Consider the following 14,494-nt stretch of genomic DNA (forward strand, 5'->3'; position numbering starts at 1 on the left):
AGCGGCCGAAGGGAGCGGAGAAACCCGGTGCCCACCATTCAGCAGTTGGTCCGAAAGGGCCGTCAGGCCAAGACGACCAAGACGAAGACCCCGGCGCTCAAGGGGTCTCCCCAGCGGCGCGGCGTGTGCACCCGCGTGTACACCACCACCCCGAAGAAGCCGAACTCGGCGCTGCGCAAGGTCGCTCGTGTCAAGCTCAGCAGCCAGATCGAGGTGACCGCCTACATCCCGGGCGTCGGCCACAACCTGCAGGAGCACTCGATCGTGCTCGTGCGTGGCGGCCGTGTGAAGGACCTCCCGGGCGTGCGGTACAAGATCGTGCGCGGTTCGCTGGACACCCAGGGTGTCCGCAACCGCAAGCAGGCTCGCAGCCGCTACGGCGCGAAGAAGGAGAAGAGCTGACATGCCGCGTAAGGGACCCGCTCCGCGGAAGCCGCTGGTCGCTGACCCGGTGTACAACTCGCCCCTGGTCACCCAGCTGGTGAACAAGATCCTGATGCGCGGCAAGCGTCAGCTCGCCGAGCGCATCGTGTACGCCGCCCTGGAGGGCTGCCGCGAGAAGTCCGGCACCGACCCGGTCGTCACGCTCAAGCGCGCGATGGACAACGTCAAGCCGACCCTCGAGGTGCGCAGCCGCCGTGTCGGTGGCGCCACCTACCAGGTTCCGGTCGAGGTCCGGCCGTCCCGTGCGACCACGCTCGGTCTGCGCTGGCTGGTGACCTACTCCCGGGCCCGGCGTGAGAAGACCATGGTCGAGCGGCTGATGAACGAGCTGCTGGACGCGAGCAACGGCCTCGGCGCCGCCGTCAAGCGGCGTGAGGACACGCACAAGATGGCCGAGTCCAACAAGGCCTTCGCGCACTACCGCTGGTAACACCTGAGGTTCCGGCGCCTGCCGGCGCCGGAACCGCCACCAGTTGTGTCGAGACGACGATAAGTAGGGATTGAAGTGGCCGCCGCAGACGCGCTCGCCAACGTACGCAACATCGGCATCATGGCCCACATCGATGCCGGTAAGACCACTACCACCGAGCGAATCCTGTTCTACACCGGCATCACGTACAAGATCGGTGAGGTCCACGAGGGCGCCGCCGTCATGGACTGGATGGAGCAGGAGCAGGAGCGCGGTATCACCATCACTTCCGCCGCCACGAAGTGCGAGTGGAAGGGCCACACGATCCAGATCATCGACACGCCCGGCCACGTCGACTTCACGGTCGAGGTCGAGCGGTCGCTGCGTGTCCTGGACGGTGCGGTCGCGGTCTACGACGGCGTGGCCGGCGTGGAGCCCCAGACGGAGAACGTCTGGCGGCAGGCGGACAAGTACAACGTCCCCCGGATGTGCTTCGTCAACAAGCTCGACCGGACCGGCGCCGACTTCTTCCGCTGCGTGCAGATGATGATCGACCGGCTCAACGCCACCCCGCTGGTGCTCCAGATCCCGATCGGCGCCGAGTCCGACTTCATCGGCGTGGTCGACCTGGTGGAGATGCGTGCGCTCACGTGGCGCGGCGAGACCCAGAAGGGTGAGGACTACGCGGTCGAGGACATCCCGGCCGACCTCGCCGACTCCGCCGCGGAGTGGCGCGAGAAGCTGATGGAGACCCTCGCCGACGTCGACGACTCGGTGATGGAGAAGTACCTCGAGGGCGAGGAGATCTCGGCCGACGAGATCAAGGCCGCCATCCGCCGGGCCACCATCGCCGGCAAGGCCAACCCGGTCCTCACCGGTACCGCCTTCAAGAACAAGGGCATCCAGCCGATGCTGGACGCGGTCGTCGCGTACCTGCCCTCGCCGCTGGACATCCCGGCGATCGAGGGTACGGCCACCGACGGCGAGACCCCGCTGCAGCGGAAGCCGGCGGTCTCCGAGCCGTTCTCCGGTCTGGCCTTCAAGATCCAGACCGACAAGCACCTCGGCAAGCTGACGTACGTCCGGATCTACTCCGGCACGCTCGAGTCCGGTTCTCAGGTGATCAACTCCACCAAGGACCGCAAGGAGCGGATCGGCAAGATCTACCAGATGCACGCCAACAAGCGGGAGGAGCGCAGCTCCGCCCAGGCCGGCGACATCATCGCGGTGCAGGGTCTGAAGCAGACCACCACCGGTGACACCCTGTGCGACCCGGCGAACCCGGTCATCCTGGAGTCGATGACCTTCCCGGAGCCGGTCATCGAGGTGGCCATCGAGCCGAAGACCAAGGCCGACCAGGAGAAGCTCAGCACCGCCATCCAGCGGCTGGCCGAGGAGGACCCGACCTTCCGCGTCAAGCTGGACGACCAGACCGGTCAGACGGTCATCTCCGGCATGGGCGAGCTGCACCTGGACATCCTGGTCGACCGGATGCGCCGCGAGTTCAACGTCGAGGCGAACATCGGCAAGCCGCAGGTGGCGTACCGCGAGACGATCCGCCGCAAGGTGGAGAAGATCGAGTACACCCACAAGAAGCAGACCGGTGGTTCCGGCCAGTACGCCCGCGTGATCATCAGCGTGGAGCCGCTGCCGCTGGGCAACGACGCGCCGACCTACGAGTTCGCCAACGCCGTGACCGGTGGCCGCATCCCCCGGGAGTTCATCCCCTCGGTGGACGCGGGCGCGCAGGACGCCATGCAGTACGGCATCCTCGCCGGCTTCCCCCTGGTGGGCGTCAAGCTCACCCTGGTGGACGGCCAGTACCACGAGGTCGACTCGTCGGAAATGGCGTTCAAGATCGCCGGCTCGATGGCGATGAAGGAGGCGGCCCGCAAGGCCGACCCCGCTCTCCTCGAGCCGATGATGGCCGTTGAAGTCACCACTCCTGAGGAGAACATGGGTGACGTCATCGGCGACCTCAACTCCCGGCGTGGCATCATCCAGGCGATGGAGGAGCGCAGCGGCGCTCGCGTCGTCCGGGCCCTGGTGCCGCTGTCGGAGATGTTCGGCTACGTCGGCGACCTGCGGTCGAAGACCCAGGGCCGGGCTAGCTACAGCATGCAGTTCGACTCCTACGCCGAGGTTCCGAACTCGGTGGCCAAGGAGATCATCGCCAAGGCGACGGGTGAGTGACGCTCACCCTCGGCTGATCCGATGACACGGGGGCGGTCGCGGGAGGGTTCTCCCGCCCGCGGCCACCTCGATCGGATTGCGTGAGACCGGGCCTGTAGGCTTCATCGCCGCAGAACCCACAAAAGCTCTCCGGCCTTCCGGCCGGAAAGGCTGTCGACAGAGTCCTAAGCGCCGAACCGCGCGCCGGGGCGAACGAACCAAGAAAGTCCACAGGAGGACCCAGTGGCGAAGGCGAAGTTCGAGCGGACTAAGCCGCACGTCAACATCGGCACCATTGGTCACATCGACCACGGTAAGACGACGCTGACGGCGGCCATCACCAAGGTCCTGCACGACCAGTACCCGGACCTGAACCCGTACACGCCGTTCGACGAGATCGACAAGGCGCCGGAGGAGAAGGCCCGCGGCATCACGATCTCCATCGCGCACGTCGAGTACCAGACCGAGGCGCGTCACTACGCGCACGTCGACTGCCCCGGTCACGCCGACTACATCAAGAACATGATCACCGGTGCCGCGCAGATGGACGGCGCGATCCTGGTGGTGGCGGCGACCGACGGCCCGATGCCGCAGACCCGCGAGCACGTGCTGCTGGCCCGTCAGGTCGGTGTGCCGTACATCGTCGTGGCGCTCAACAAGAGCGACATGGTCGACGACGAGGAGCTCCTGGAGCTCGTCGAGCTCGAGGTGCGCGAGCTGCTCTCCTCGCAGGAGTACCCGGGTGACGACCTGCCGGTCGTCCAGGTCTCCGCGCTGAAGGCGCTCGAGGGCGACCCGGTGTGGACCGAGAAGCTGCTCGAGCTGATGAGCGCGGTCGACACCGCGATCCCGCAGCCCGAGCGCGAGACCGAGAAGCCGTTCCTCATGCCCGTCGAGGACGTGTTCACGATCACCGGTCGTGGTACCGTCGTCACCGGTCGTGTCGAGCGTGGCGTGCTGCTCCCGAACGAGGACGTCGAGGTCGTCGGCATCCGCGAGAAGGGCTTCAAGACCAAGGTCACCGCGATCGAGATGTTCCGGAAGACCCTGGACGACGCCCGCGCAGGCGAGAACGTCGGCCTGCTGCTGCGTGGCACCAAGCGCGAGGACGTCGAGCGCGGCATGGTGGTCATCAAGCCGGGCACCACGACCCCGCACACGGAGTTCGAGGCGACGGTCTACATCCTCTCCAAGGAGGAGGGCGGCCGGCACACCCCGTTCTTCCAGAACTACCGCCCGCAGTTCTACTTCCGGACCACGGACGTCACCGGCGTCGTCACGCTGCCCGAGGGCACCGAGATGGTCATGCCGGGCGACAACACCTCGATGTCGGTGAAGCTGATCCAGCCCATCGCCATGGAGGAGAACCTGAAGTTCGCGATCCGCGAGGGTGGTCGTACGGTCGGCGCTGGTCGCGTCACCAAGATCATCAAGTGAGCTGGGTAACCCCGATTAGCGTCGCCGCCGGTCGTGCGGCATACTAGTCAGGTTGCGTAACGACAGTCGGTCGCCTGCGTCCGGTTAACGCTGGACCTCCGGGAGTCAGACTGTCTCGCGTAGGGTGGTTGGCTGCCATCGGCGGTCAACCACCCTCGCGCGGCGTTCAGGTCGCGGTTCACGCGATCGGCGCCATGACCCACCGCGTGGTCAGAGAATCGCTCCGGAGTCCCGGGGCGGAGCCTGGCCCACGGGCGCGACACGCCCGACCGCGGGGGTCGGCGGAAGTGGGCCTGTGCCAGCCGGTGCAGGCGCCCGCAACACAGCGGCATCGAGAGAAGGAACAGAAGCCACCATGGCGGGACAGAAGATCCGCATCCGGCTCAAGGCCTATGACCACGAGGTCGTCGACTCCTCGGCTCGGAAGATCGTCGAGACGGTGACGCGTACCGGGGCGCAGGTCGCTGGCCCGGTGCCGCTGCCCACGGAGATCAACCGTTTCTGCGTCATCCGCTCGCCGCACAAGTACAAGGACTCGCGCGAGCACTTCGAGATGCGTACGCACAAGCGTCTGATCGACATCATCGACCCGACCCCGAAGACGGTCGACTCGCTCATGCGCCTCGACCTGCCGGCTGGCGTCGACATCGAGATCAAGCTGTAGGGACCGGACAAATGGACAGGCAAGTCAAGGGGATCCTGGGCGCCAAGCTCGGCATGACCCAGGTCTGGGACAACAACAAGGTTGTGCCCGTGACCGTGGTTCAGGCCGGCCCGTGCGTCGTGAGCCAGGTTCGTAGCGCCGACAAGGACGGCTACTCCGCGGTCCAGCTGGCGTACGGGGTCATCGACCCGCGCAAGGTCAAGAAGCCGGTCGCCGGGCACTACGCCAAGGCGGACGTCGCGCCGCGCCGGCACATCGTCGAGCTGCGCACCTCCGACGCCGCGGACTACGCGCCGGGCCAGGAGGTCACGGTCGAGGAGTTCCCGGCCGGCGTCGTGATCGACGTGACCGGCAAGACCAAGGGCAAGGGCTACGCCGGCCCGATGAAGCGGCACGGCTTCCACGGCCTGCGAGCCAGCCACGGTGTCGAGCGCAAGCACCGCTCGCCCGGCTCGATCGGCGCCTGCGCGACCCCGGGTCGCGTCTTCAAGGGCACCCGGATGGCGGGCCGGATGGGTGGCGTGCGCTACACCGTCCAGAACCTGACCGTCCAGGCGGTCGACACCGAGAACAACCTCCTGCTCGTCCGCGGCGCCATCCCTGGCCCGAAGGGCGCGCTGGTCCTGGTCCGCACCGCGGCCAAGACGAAGGTCAAGAAGGGCGGTGCGGCCAAGTGACCACCGTTGACGTAATCAACGTCGAAGGCGCCAAGAGCGGCTCCGTCGAGCTGCCGGCCGACATCTTCGACGCGCAGGCCAACATCGCCCTGATGCACCAGGTCGTGGTGGCCCAGCTTGCGGCGGCCCGCCAGGGTACGCACAAGACGAAGACCCGCGGCGAGGTCTCCGGTGGAGGCAGGAAGCCGTACAAGCAGAAGGGCACCGGTCGTGCCCGCCAGGGCTCGACCCGCGCGCCGCAGTTCGCCGGCGGTGGCGTGGTCCACGGCCCGGTGCCGCGCGACTACAGCCAGCGCACCCCGAAGAAGATGAAGGCCGCCGCTCTGCGTGGCGCCCTCTCCGACCGGGCCCGCGCCGGCCAGGTGCACGTCGTCGAGGCGTTCGTCTCGGGTGAGAAGCCGTCCACCAAGGCGGCCCTGGCCACGCTGACCAAGCTGACCCAGGCCCGTCGGGTCCTGGTCGTGCTGAGCAGCACCGACGAGCTGAACTGGGTGTCGCTGCGGAACCTGCGCAACACGCAGGACGGCCGGGTGCACCTGATCGAGGCCGGCCAGCTCAACACCTACGACGTGCTGGTGGCCGACGACGTGGTCTTCACCAAGGAGGCCCTGGACGAGTTCCTGGGCGTTCCCGCCGAGACCACCGAGGAGGATGGCAAGTGAGCACGATCGCCGATCCGCGTGACGTCATCGTCGCGCCGGTCGTCTCGGAGAAGAGCTACAGCGAGCTGAACCGCAACTGGTACACCTTCCTGGTGCACCCGGACGCAAACAAGACCGAGATCAAGATCGCTATCCAGCAGATCTTCAACGTCCGCGTCCTGACGGTCAACACGCTCAACCGCGAGGGCAAGCGCAAGCGGACCCGTACCGGGTTCGGCAAGCGCAAGGACACCAAGCGCGCGATGGTGAAGCTGGCTGACGGTGACCGTATCGAGGCCTTCGGCGGCCCGGTCAGCTGAGGGGTGTAGACAATGGCTATCCGTAAGTACAAGCCGACGACGCCGGGCCGGCGTGGCTCGAGCGTTGCCGACTTCGCCGAGATCACCCGGTCGACGCCCGAGAAGTCGCTGCTGGCTCCGCTGCCGAAGAAGGGCGGACGCAACGCCCACGGCCGGATCACCACGCGGCACCACGGTGGCGGTCACAAGCGCCAGTACCGTCTGATCGACTTCAAGCGGGTCGACAAGGACGGCGTGCCGGCGAAGGTCGCCCACATCGAGTACGACCCGAACCGCACCGCGCGCATCGCGCTGCTGCACTACGCCGACGGCGAGAAGCGCTACATCCTCGCGCCGAAGGACATGAAGCAGGGCGACCGCGTCGAGTCCGGTCCGGGCGCCGACATCAAGCCGGGCAACAACCTGCCGCTGCGCAACATCCCGGTCGGTACCACCATCCACAACGTGGAGCTGCGTCCGGGCGGCGGCGCCAAGCTGGCCCGTTCGGCCGGCGTCGGCATCCAGCTGCTCGGCCGTGAGGGCGCGTACGCGACCCTCCGCATGCCGTCCGGTGAGATCCGGCGCGTGGACGTGCGCTGCCGCGCCAGCATCGGCGAGATCGGCAACGCCGACCAGTCGAACATCAACTGGGGTAAGGCCGGCCGTATGCGGTGGAAGGGCAAGCGCCCGACCGTCCGTGGTGTCGCGATGAACCCGGTCGACCACCCGCACGGTGGTGGTGAGGGTAAGACCTCCGGTGGTCGCCACCCGGTCAACCCGCAGGGTAAGCCCGAGGGCCGCACCCGTCGTAAGGGCCAGCCGAGCGACCGGCTGATCGTCCGCCGCCGCTACGCCACGCGTAAGCGCGGCTGAGGGAGATAAGACATGCCTCGCAGCCTGAAGAAGGGCCCGTTCGTCGACGACCACCTGCTCAAGAAGGTGGAGACGCAGAACGACAAGGGCTCGAAGAACGTGATCAAGACCTGGTCGCGCCGCTCGACGATCATCCCGGAGATGCTGGGTCACACGATCGCCGTGCACGACGGACGCAAGCACGTCCCGGTCTTCGTGACCGAGGCCATGGTCGGGCACAAGCTCGGCGAGTTCGCGCTGACCCGCACGTTCAAGGGTCACGAGAAGGACGACCGGAAGAGCCGCCGGCGCTGACGCCGCGGGCATACGGATAGAGGAACAAGGGGTTACAGCGATGCCAGGAAAGGGCGACGCTCCGGTGCTTCCGGGCGCGCGGGCGGTTGCGCGGCACGTGCGCATCTCGCCGATGAAGGCGCGCCGGGTGGTCAACCTCGTCCGCGGCCTGCCCGCGAAGGAGGCGCTCACGGTGCTGCAGTTCGCGCCGCAGGCTGCGAGCGAGCAGGTGTACAAGGTGCTCGCGAGCGCGATCGCCAACGCGGAGAACAACGAGCGGCTGGACCCCGACGCGCTGCTCGTCAGTGAGGCGTTCGTCGACGAGGGCCCGACCATGAAGCGGTTCCGGCCGCGTGCGCAGGGCCGGGCGTACCGGATCCGCAAGCGCACCTGCCACATCACCGTGGCGGTCGAGGCGGTTGCGGCGGCCACGCCGAAGAAGTCGGCGAAGAAGGCCGCTCCGGCCAAGCCGGCGGCTGAGGAGCAGAGCACGACGGAGGGTGCCGAGTAATGGGTCAGAAGGTTCACCCGACCGGGTTCCGGCTCGGCATCTCGACCGACTGGAAGTCCCGCTGGTTCGCGGACAAGCTCTACAAGGACTACATCGGCGAGGACGTCAAGATCCGCCGCATGATGTCCAAGGGCCTCGAGCGCGCCGGCATCTCCAAGGTCGACATCGAGCGCACCCGCGACCGGGTCCGCGTCGACATCCACACCGCCCGGCCGGGCATCGTCATCGGCCGTAAGGGTGCGGAGGCCGACCGGATCCGCGGCGAGCTGGAGAAGCTCACCGGCAAGCAGGTCCAGCTGAACATCATCGAGGTCAAGAACCCCGAGTCGGACGCGCAGCTGGTCGCCCAGGGTGTTGCCGAGCAGCTGTCCAGCCGGGTCAGCTTCCGTCGGGCCATGCGCAAGGCGATGCAGTCCGCGATGAAGAACCCCGCCTGCAAGGGCATCCGGGTTCAGGTCTCGGGCCGTCTCGGCGGCGCCGAGATGAGCCGGACCGAGTTCTACCGCGAGGGCCGGGTTCCGCTGCACACGCTGCGGGCCAACATCGAGTACGGCTTCTTCGAGGCCCGTACCACCTTCGGCCGGATCGGCGTGAAGGTCTGGATCTACAAGGGCGACGCCGTCCCGGGCCGTGAGGCCCCGGCCGAGGCCGCCCCGTCGCGCGGTCCGCGCCGCGACCGTGGCGACCGGCCGGACCGGCCGCGCCGTGGCCGCTCGGGCTCGTCCGGTACGACCGCCGGTGGCACCGAGGCCGGCCGGGCTGCCGCGACGACCATCGCGCAGCAGGCGGAGACGCCGGCCGGTGAGCCGGTTGACAGCAGCGCTGTCGCCGCGGCCGCCTCGGCTCCGGTCGGTAACCAGCCGGCAGAAACGCAGCAGGAGGGCTGACAGATGCTGATGCCGCGCAAGCCCCCGAAGGGCTTCCGCAAGCCGCACCACCCGGACCGCAGTGGCGCGTCCAAGGGTGGTAACCGGGTGGTGTTCGGCGAGTTCGGGATCCAGGCTCTCGAGCCGGCGTACGTGACCAACCGCCAGATCGAGTCGGCGCGTATCGCGATGACCCGTCACATCAAGCGTGGCGGCAAGGTCTGGATCACGATCTTCCCGGACCAGGCCCTCACCAAGAAGCCGGCCGAGACCCGGATGGGTTCCGGTAAGGGTTCGCCCGAGTGGTGGGTCGCGAACGTCAAGCCGGGGCGGGTCCTGTTCGAGATGTCCTTCCCCAACGAGCAGATCGCGCGAGAGGCGATGCGTCGCGCGATCCACAAGCTCCCGATGAAGTGCCGCATTGTTACGCGCGAAGTGGGTGAATCCTGATGGCAGCGGGCGTTAAGGCGACCGAGCTGCGTGAGCTCTCCGAGGAGGAGCTGGTCACGAAGCTGCGGGAGGCCAAGGCGGAGCTGTTCAACCTCCGCGTGCAGGCCGCAACCGGGCAGCTGGACAACAACCGGCGGCTGCAGGTCATCCGTCGGGAGATCGCCCGGATCTACACGATCATGCGTGAGCGTGAGCTGGGTCTCTCGGCCGCGCCGACTGAGGTGACTGCATCATGAGTGAGAACACCACCGCCCCCGCGCGGTCCCGCCGCAAGGTCCGCGAGGGCCTCGTGGTCAGCGACAAGATGGACAAGACCGTCGTGGTCGAGGTCGAGGACCGGGTCAAGCACGCGCTGTACGGCAAGATCATGCGCCGTACGCGCAAGCTGAAGGTCCACGACGAGCAGAACTCGGCCGGCATCGGCGACCGGGTCGTGATCATGGAGACCCGGCCGCTGTCCGCCACCAAGCGCTGGCGGCTCGTGGAGATCCTCGAGAAGGCCAAGTAGCGAAGGCTCGAGCTCGGCCGGTCTCGGTCGGGCGCAGGTTCCGCCAGGCTCCGGCCGCCCCGAGCGGCCGGAGAACCGGCAGACATAGGAGATAGACGTGATTCAGCAGGAGTCGCGACTGCGCGTCGCCGACAACACGGGTGCCCGGGAGATCCTGTGCATCCGGGTGCTCGGCGGCTCCGGTCGGCGCTACGCGAGCATCGGCGACGTCATCGTGGCCACCGTCAAGGACGCGATCCCCGGTGCCGGTGTGAAGAAGGGCGACGTCGTCAAGGCTGTCGTCGTTCGGACCGCCAAGGAGAGGCGGCGGCCGGACGGGTCGTACATCCGCTTCGACGAGAACGCCGCCGTCATCATCAAGGACGGCGGGGACCCGCGCGGTACCCGCATCTTCGGCCCGGTGGGCCGGGAGCTGCGGGACAAGCGGTTCATGAAGATCATCTCTCTCGCGCCGGAGGTGTTGTGACCGTGAAGGTCAAGAAGGGCGACACGGTCGTCGTCATCGCCGGCAAGGACAAGGGTGCCAAGGGCAAGGTCATCGCGGCCTACCCGCGGCAGGACAAGGTCCTGGTCGAGGGCGTGAACCGGGTCAAGAAGCACACCCGTATCAGCACCACCCAGCGTGGCGCCAAGACCGGTGGCATCGTCACCCAGGAGGCCCCGATCCACGTCTCGAACGTGATGGTCCTGGACTCCGACGGCAAGCCGACTCGCGTCGGCTACCGGATCGACGACAACGGCCAGAAGGTCCGCATCGCGCGTAGCACCGGTAAGGACCTCTGATGACCACGGCTACCGAAACCAAGACCCTGCCGCGCCTCAAGGAGCGGTACCGCAACGAGGTGGTGGCCGATCTGCAGAAGCAGTTCGAGTTCGCCAACCCGATGCAGGTGCCGCGGCTGGTCAAGATCGTCGTCAACATGGGTGTCGGCGAGGCCGCTCGCGACGCCAAGCTGATCGACGGCGCCGTCCGCGACCTGGCCACCATCACCGGCCAGAAGCCGCAGGTCCGGCGGGCCACCAAGTCCATCGCGCAGTTCAAGCTCCGCGAGGGCATGCCGATCGGCGCGAAGGTCACCCTGCGCGGCGACCGGATGTGGGAGTTCCTGGACCGGCTGCTCTCGATCGCGCTGCCGCGTATCCGCGACTTCCGCGGCCTGGACGGGCGCAAGCTCGACGGGCACGGCAACTACACGTTCGGTCTGACCGAGCAGTCGGTGTTCCACGAGATCGATCAGGACAAGATCGATCGCCAGCGGGGCATGGACATCACGGTGGTCACGACCGCCACGACCGACGACGAGGGCCGGGCGCTGCTCAAGCTCCTGGGCTTCCCGTTCAAGGAGAACTGAGATGGCCAAGAAGGCGCTGATCATCAAGGCGGCCGCGAAGCCGAAGTTCTCGGTTCGCGCGTACACCCGCTGCCAGCGGTGCGGGCGTCCGAAGGCGGTCTACCGCAAGTTCGGTCTCTGCCGGGTGTGCATCCGGGAGATGGCCCACCGCGGTGAGCTGCCCGGCGTGTCCAAGGCTTCCTGGTAATAGCCCGGCGCGCTCCGGCGCGTCAGCTGAACTGTCTCTTCGCCGTAGGCCCCGGGCCTGGCCCGGGGAACCCCGGCGAGAAAGGTTGACGAGTTTTCATGACGATGACCGACCCGATCGCAGACATGCTCACGCGTCTGCGTAACGCCAACCAGGCGTACCACGACCAGGTGACGATGCCCTACTCGAAGATCAAGGCGAACATCGCCGAGGTCCTCAAGGCCGAGGGTTACATCGCCACCTGGTCGGTCGAGGAGCCCGAAGAGGGTGCCGTCGGCAAGCGACTGGTCGTCGAGCTGAAGTACGGCCAGAACCGCGAGCGGAGCCTGGCCGGCATCAAGCGCGTGTCCAAGCCCGGTCTCCGGGTGTACGCCAAGTCGGACGGGCTCCCGCGGGTGCTCGGCGGGCTGGGCGTGGCGATCATTTCGACGTCCCAGGGGCTGCTCACCGACCGGCAGGCCCGCAAGCGGAGCGTTGGCGGGGAAGTCCTCGCCTTCGTCTGGTAACGGGAGACAGGTAGAAATGTCGCGTATTGGACGTAAGTCGATCCCGGTGCCTGCCGGCGTCGACATCACGATCGACGGCCGGACCGTCAAGGTCAAGGGCCCCAAGGGCGAGCTGAGCCACGTGCTGGCCGAGCCGATCACGGCGGAGCGGGGCGAGGACGGCGAGCTGCACGTCAACCGGCCCAACGACGAGCGCAAGGCCAAGGAGCTGCACGGCCTGAGCCGGACGCTGGTGGCCAACATGATCGTCGGTGTGACCGAGGGCTACCGCAAGAGCCTGGAGATCGCCGGTACCGGTTACCGCGTGACCGCCAAGGGCAAGGACCTGGAGTTCGCGCTCGGGTTCTCGCACCCGGTCCTGGTGCCGGCGCCGGACGGCATCACCTTCACGGTCGAGAAGCCGACGCTGTTCCACGTGGCCGGCATCGACAAGCAGCAGGTCGGCGAGGTCGCCGCCAACATCCGGAAGATCCGCCCGCCGGAGCCCTACAAGGGCAAGGGCGTGAAGTACCAGGGCGAGGTCATCCGCCGCAAGGCTGGAAAGGCAGGTAAGAAGTGAGCGCCACGCTGCTCAAGCGCCGCCGCGGCGTCGCCGCCAAGCGTGCCGTCGGGCGTGCGCGTCGGCACTTCCGGGTCCGCAAGAACATCAGCGGCACCGCCGAGCGTCCCCGCCTCGTCGTCACCCGCTCCCTGCGGCACATGGTGGCCCAGGTCGTGGACGACGCCAAGGGTCACACCCTGGCGTCGGCCTCGACCATGGACGCCTCGCTGCGCGGCGCCGAGGGCGACAAGCGCGCCCTGGCCGGCAAGGTCGGCGCCCTGCTCGCCGAGCGCGCCAAGGCCGCCGGCGTCTCGAAGGTCGTCTTCGACCGCGGTGGCAACCGGTACGCGGGGCGTGTCGCCGCGCTTGCCGACGCCGCCCGCGAAGCCGGGCTCGAGTTCTAGAAACCCCGTCACGAGAGAGAAGGAAGGCTGCTGATGCCAGGTCAACAGCGCCGTGGCGGCGGGTCCGGTGGCAACGAGGGTGGTCGCCGCGACAACCGCCGTGAGGGCGGCCGCGGAAACGCGCCCGTCGAGAAGACCCCGCACCTCGAGCGGGTCGTCGCGATCAACCGCGTCGCCAAGGTCGTGAAGGGTGGTCGTCGCTTCAGCTTCACCGCCCTCGTGATCGTGGGCGACGGCGACGGCACCGTCGGTGTGGGCTACGGAAAGGCCAAGGAGGTGCCCGCGGCGATCGCCAAGGGTGTCGAGGAGGCCAAGAAGCACTTCTTCAAGGTGCCGCGGATCGGTCAGTCGATCCCGCACCCGGTCACGGGCGAGGACGCCGCCGGTGTGGTGCTGCTCAAGCCGGCTTCCGCCGGTACGGGTGTCATCGCCGGTGGCCCGGTGCGTGCCGTGCTGGAGTGCGCGGGCATCCACGACGTGCTCTCCAAGAGCCTCGGCTCGTCCAACCCGATCAACATCGTGCACGCCACGGTGGCTGCCCTGAAGGGACTCGAGTCCCCGGAGCAGGTCGCGGCCCGTCGTGGTCTGCCGGTCGAGGACGTCGCGCCGGCCGCCATGCTGGCGTCGCGGGCGGGGGTGGCGTCCTGATGGCACGCCTGAAGGTCACCCAGCTCCGGTCCGTGATCGGGACCAAGAAGAACCAGCGTGATTCGCTGCGTTCGCTCGGTCTCAAGCGGATCAACGACGTGGTGGTCAAGGAGGACCGGCCGGAGATCCGCGGCATGATCTTCACGGTCAACCACCTCGTGAAGGTCGAGGAGGTCGAGTAATGACGATCAAGGTGCATCACCTGCGTCCGGCTCCTGGTGCCAAGACCGACAAGACCCGCGTGGGTCGCGGTGAGGGCTCGAAGGGCAAGACCGCCGGTCGCGGTACCAAGGGTTCGAAGGCCCGGAAGAACATCTCGCCGGCGTTCGAGGGTGGGCAGATGCCCATCCACATGCGCCTGCCGAAGATGAAGGGCTTCAAGAACAAGTTCAAGGTCGTGTTCCAGGTGGTCAACCTGGACCGGCTGGCCGAGCTGTTCCCCAACGGCGGCCAGGTCGGCCCGGTCGAGCTGGTCGAGGCCGGCGCGGTCCGCAAGGGTCACCCGGTCAAGGTGCTCGGCACCGGCGATCTCGGTGGCGTGTCTCTCCAGGTCTCGGCGCACGCGTTCAGCGCGTCGGCCAAGGAGAAGATCACCGCCGCCGGTGGCTCGGTCACGGAGCTGTAAGGCGATG

Annotated in this window: 25 protein-coding genes; all 25 read left to right on the top strand. The window is 67.7% G+C overall.

The genetic code is table 11. From position 1 onward, the window contains the following. The first annotated feature begins 27 nt into the window (after positions 1-27). Positions 28-402 carry a 30S ribosomal protein S12 gene (gene rpsL, locus ACSDG8_RS20900; RefSeq protein WP_007465318.1) on the top strand — a complete coding sequence of 125 codons (375 nt, stop codon included), beginning with the start codon at positions 28-30 and terminating at the stop codon, positions 400-402. Position 403: 1 nt separating this feature from the next. Beyond that, on the top strand, positions 404-874 hold the full coding sequence (gene rpsG, locus ACSDG8_RS20905) for a 30S ribosomal protein S7 (RefSeq protein WP_073828950.1): 471 nt from the start codon (positions 404-406) through the stop codon (positions 872-874). A gap of 75 nt (positions 875-949) precedes the next feature. Continuing rightward, positions 950-3,046 (top strand): elongation factor G, encoded by a 2,097-nt coding sequence (gene fusA, locus ACSDG8_RS20910; RefSeq protein WP_210899182.1) that lies wholly within the window; start codon positions 950-952, stop codon positions 3,044-3,046. A gap of 222 nt (positions 3,047-3,268) precedes the next feature. Next, complete coding sequence (tuf, locus tag ACSDG8_RS20915; protein ID WP_073828948.1) at positions 3,269-4,462, top strand: elongation factor Tu; 1,194 nt, start codon at positions 3,269-3,271, stop codon at positions 4,460-4,462. Positions 4,463-4,817: 355 nt separating this feature from the next. After that, entirely contained in the window at positions 4,818-5,126 is a 309-nt protein-coding gene (rpsJ, locus tag ACSDG8_RS20920) for a 30S ribosomal protein S10 (RefSeq protein ID WP_007073037.1), read from the top strand. 11 nt (positions 5,127-5,137) lie between these two features. After that, complete coding sequence (gene rplC / locus ACSDG8_RS20925) at positions 5,138-5,803, top strand: 50S ribosomal protein L3 (protein WP_210899180.1); 666 nt, start codon at positions 5,138-5,140, stop codon at positions 5,801-5,803. Continuing rightward, positions 5,800-6,465 (top strand): 50S ribosomal protein L4, encoded by a 666-nt coding sequence (gene rplD, locus ACSDG8_RS20930; RefSeq protein WP_210899179.1) that lies wholly within the window; start codon positions 5,800-5,802, stop codon positions 6,463-6,465. The genes rplC and rplD overlap by 4 nt, the downstream gene beginning before the upstream one ends. Next, on the top strand, positions 6,462-6,764 hold the full coding sequence (rplW, locus tag ACSDG8_RS20935; protein ID WP_013288632.1) for a 50S ribosomal protein L23: 303 nt from the start codon (positions 6,462-6,464) through the stop codon (positions 6,762-6,764). The genes rplD and rplW overlap by 4 nt, the downstream gene beginning before the upstream one ends. Before the next feature lie 12 nt (positions 6,765-6,776). After that, positions 6,777-7,616, top strand: a complete 840-nt coding sequence (rplB, locus tag ACSDG8_RS20940) for a 50S ribosomal protein L2 (protein ID WP_030489588.1) — start codon at positions 6,777-6,779, stop codon at positions 7,614-7,616. A gap of 12 nt (positions 7,617-7,628) precedes the next feature. Next, positions 7,629-7,910, top strand: a complete 282-nt coding sequence (rpsS, locus tag ACSDG8_RS20945; protein WP_007073032.1) for a 30S ribosomal protein S19 — start codon at positions 7,629-7,631, stop codon at positions 7,908-7,910. 40 nt (positions 7,911-7,950) lie between these two features. Next, the gene (rplV, locus tag ACSDG8_RS20950) at positions 7,951-8,400 is read left to right on the top strand and encodes a 50S ribosomal protein L22 (RefSeq protein ID WP_013288630.1); all 450 of its coding nucleotides are present in this window, start codon (positions 7,951-7,953) and stop codon (positions 8,398-8,400) included. Beyond that, positions 8,400-9,287 (top strand): 30S ribosomal protein S3, encoded by an 888-nt coding sequence (gene rpsC, locus ACSDG8_RS20955; RefSeq protein WP_013473694.1) that lies wholly within the window; start codon positions 8,400-8,402, stop codon positions 9,285-9,287. The genes rplV and rpsC overlap by 1 nt, the downstream gene beginning before the upstream one ends. Positions 9,288-9,290: 3 nt before the next feature. Beyond that, positions 9,291-9,716, top strand: coding sequence for a 50S ribosomal protein L16 (gene rplP / locus ACSDG8_RS20960; RefSeq protein ID WP_007465292.1), 426 nt, complete (start codon positions 9,291-9,293; stop codon positions 9,714-9,716). Further along, positions 9,716-9,952 (top strand): 50S ribosomal protein L29, encoded by a 237-nt coding sequence (rpmC, locus tag ACSDG8_RS20965; protein ID WP_007465283.1) that lies wholly within the window; start codon positions 9,716-9,718, stop codon positions 9,950-9,952. The genes rplP and rpmC overlap by 1 nt, the downstream gene beginning before the upstream one ends. Beyond that, positions 9,949-10,224, top strand: coding sequence for a 30S ribosomal protein S17 (gene rpsQ, locus ACSDG8_RS20970; protein ID WP_210899177.1), 276 nt, complete (start codon positions 9,949-9,951; stop codon positions 10,222-10,224). The genes rpmC and rpsQ overlap by 4 nt, the downstream gene beginning before the upstream one ends. A gap of 97 nt (positions 10,225-10,321) precedes the next feature. Beyond that, positions 10,322-10,690, top strand: coding sequence for a 50S ribosomal protein L14 (rplN, locus tag ACSDG8_RS20975; protein ID WP_007465279.1), 369 nt, complete (start codon positions 10,322-10,324; stop codon positions 10,688-10,690). Continuing rightward, on the top strand, positions 10,687-11,007 hold the full coding sequence (gene rplX / locus ACSDG8_RS20980; protein WP_013288626.1) for a 50S ribosomal protein L24: 321 nt from the start codon (positions 10,687-10,689) through the stop codon (positions 11,005-11,007). The genes rplN and rplX overlap by 4 nt, the downstream gene beginning before the upstream one ends. Further along, complete coding sequence (rplE, locus tag ACSDG8_RS20985) at positions 11,007-11,576, top strand: 50S ribosomal protein L5 (RefSeq protein WP_091426389.1); 570 nt, start codon at positions 11,007-11,009, stop codon at positions 11,574-11,576. Before rplX ends, rplE begins: the two co-directional genes overlap by 1 nt. A gap of 1 nt (position 11,577) precedes the next feature. After that, positions 11,578-11,763 carry a type Z 30S ribosomal protein S14 gene (locus ACSDG8_RS20990; RefSeq protein WP_007465272.1) on the top strand — a complete coding sequence of 62 codons (186 nt, stop codon included), beginning with the start codon at positions 11,578-11,580 and terminating at the stop codon, positions 11,761-11,763. Between the two features lie 98 nt (positions 11,764-11,861). Continuing rightward, positions 11,862-12,269 carry a 30S ribosomal protein S8 gene (rpsH, locus tag ACSDG8_RS20995; protein WP_073828943.1) on the top strand — a complete coding sequence of 136 codons (408 nt, stop codon included), beginning with the start codon at positions 11,862-11,864 and terminating at the stop codon, positions 12,267-12,269. Positions 12,270-12,285: 16 nt separating this feature from the next. Further along, the gene (gene rplF / locus ACSDG8_RS21000) at positions 12,286-12,828 is read left to right on the top strand and encodes a 50S ribosomal protein L6 (RefSeq protein ID WP_018784558.1); all 543 of its coding nucleotides are present in this window, start codon (positions 12,286-12,288) and stop codon (positions 12,826-12,828) included. Further along, positions 12,825-13,214 (top strand): 50S ribosomal protein L18, encoded by a 390-nt coding sequence (rplR, locus tag ACSDG8_RS21005; RefSeq protein ID WP_210899174.1) that lies wholly within the window; start codon positions 12,825-12,827, stop codon positions 13,212-13,214. The genes rplF and rplR overlap by 4 nt, the downstream gene beginning before the upstream one ends. A 33-nt stretch (positions 13,215-13,247) precedes the next feature. Further along, entirely contained in the window at positions 13,248-13,862 is a 615-nt protein-coding gene (rpsE, locus tag ACSDG8_RS21010) for a 30S ribosomal protein S5 (RefSeq protein WP_013288621.1), read from the top strand. Further along, the gene (rpmD, locus tag ACSDG8_RS21015) at positions 13,862-14,044 is read left to right on the top strand and encodes a 50S ribosomal protein L30 (protein WP_073828940.1); all 183 of its coding nucleotides are present in this window, start codon (positions 13,862-13,864) and stop codon (positions 14,042-14,044) included. Before rpsE ends, rpmD begins: the two co-directional genes overlap by 1 nt. Next, positions 14,044-14,487: a 50S ribosomal protein L15 gene (rplO, locus tag ACSDG8_RS21020; RefSeq protein WP_018784561.1), complete on the top strand. Its 444-nt coding sequence runs from the start codon at positions 14,044-14,046 to the stop codon at positions 14,485-14,487. The genes rpmD and rplO overlap by 1 nt, the downstream gene beginning before the upstream one ends. Positions 14,488-14,494 lie beyond the last annotated feature (7 nt).

The organism is Micromonospora sp. LA-10 (assembly GCF_051853095.1).
GTDB classification, from domain to species: Bacteria; Actinomycetota; Actinomycetes; order Mycobacteriales; family Micromonosporaceae; genus Micromonospora; species Micromonospora echinospora_A.

Excerpts from the sequence above, each read along its gene's own strand:
- rplF (WP_018784558.1), top strand. The coding sequence starts at position 12,286 with ATGTCGCGTATTGGACGTAAGTCGATCCCGGTGCCTGCCGGCGTCGAC.
- rpsJ (WP_007073037.1), top strand. The coding sequence starts at position 4,818 with ATGGCGGGACAGAAGATCCGCATCCGGCTCAAGGCCTATGACCACGAG.
- rpsS (WP_007073032.1), top strand. The coding sequence starts at position 7,629 with ATGCCTCGCAGCCTGAAGAAGGGCCCGTTCGTCGACGACCACCTGCTC.
- ACSDG8_RS20990 (WP_007465272.1), top strand. The coding sequence starts at position 11,578 with ATGGCCAAGAAGGCGCTGATCATCAAGGCGGCCGCGAAGCCGAAGTTC.
- rpsE (WP_013288621.1), top strand. The coding sequence starts at position 13,248 with ATGCCAGGTCAACAGCGCCGTGGCGGCGGGTCCGGTGGCAACGAGGGT.
- rplO (WP_018784561.1), top strand. The coding sequence starts at position 14,044 with ATGACGATCAAGGTGCATCACCTGCGTCCGGCTCCTGGTGCCAAGACC.
- rplC (WP_210899180.1), top strand. The coding sequence starts at position 5,138 with ATGGACAGGCAAGTCAAGGGGATCCTGGGCGCCAAGCTCGGCATGACC.
- rpsQ (WP_210899177.1), top strand. The coding sequence starts at position 9,949 with ATGAGTGAGAACACCACCGCCCCCGCGCGGTCCCGCCGCAAGGTCCGC.
- rplP (WP_007465292.1), top strand. The coding sequence starts at position 9,291 with ATGCTGATGCCGCGCAAGCCCCCGAAGGGCTTCCGCAAGCCGCACCAC.
- rplE (WP_091426389.1), top strand. The coding sequence starts at position 11,007 with ATGACCACGGCTACCGAAACCAAGACCCTGCCGCGCCTCAAGGAGCGG.
- rplB (WP_030489588.1), top strand. The coding sequence starts at position 6,777 with ATGGCTATCCGTAAGTACAAGCCGACGACGCCGGGCCGGCGTGGCTCG.
- rpsC (WP_013473694.1), top strand. The coding sequence starts at position 8,400 with ATGGGTCAGAAGGTTCACCCGACCGGGTTCCGGCTCGGCATCTCGACC.
- rplV (WP_013288630.1), top strand. The coding sequence starts at position 7,951 with ATGCCAGGAAAGGGCGACGCTCCGGTGCTTCCGGGCGCGCGGGCGGTT.
- rpmD (WP_073828940.1), top strand. The coding sequence starts at position 13,862 with ATGGCACGCCTGAAGGTCACCCAGCTCCGGTCCGTGATCGGGACCAAG.
- rpmC (WP_007465283.1), top strand. The coding sequence starts at position 9,716 with ATGGCAGCGGGCGTTAAGGCGACCGAGCTGCGTGAGCTCTCCGAGGAG.
- rpsH (WP_073828943.1), top strand. The coding sequence starts at position 11,862 with ATGACGATGACCGACCCGATCGCAGACATGCTCACGCGTCTGCGTAAC.
- rpsG (WP_073828950.1), top strand. The coding sequence starts at position 404 with ATGCCGCGTAAGGGACCCGCTCCGCGGAAGCCGCTGGTCGCTGACCCG.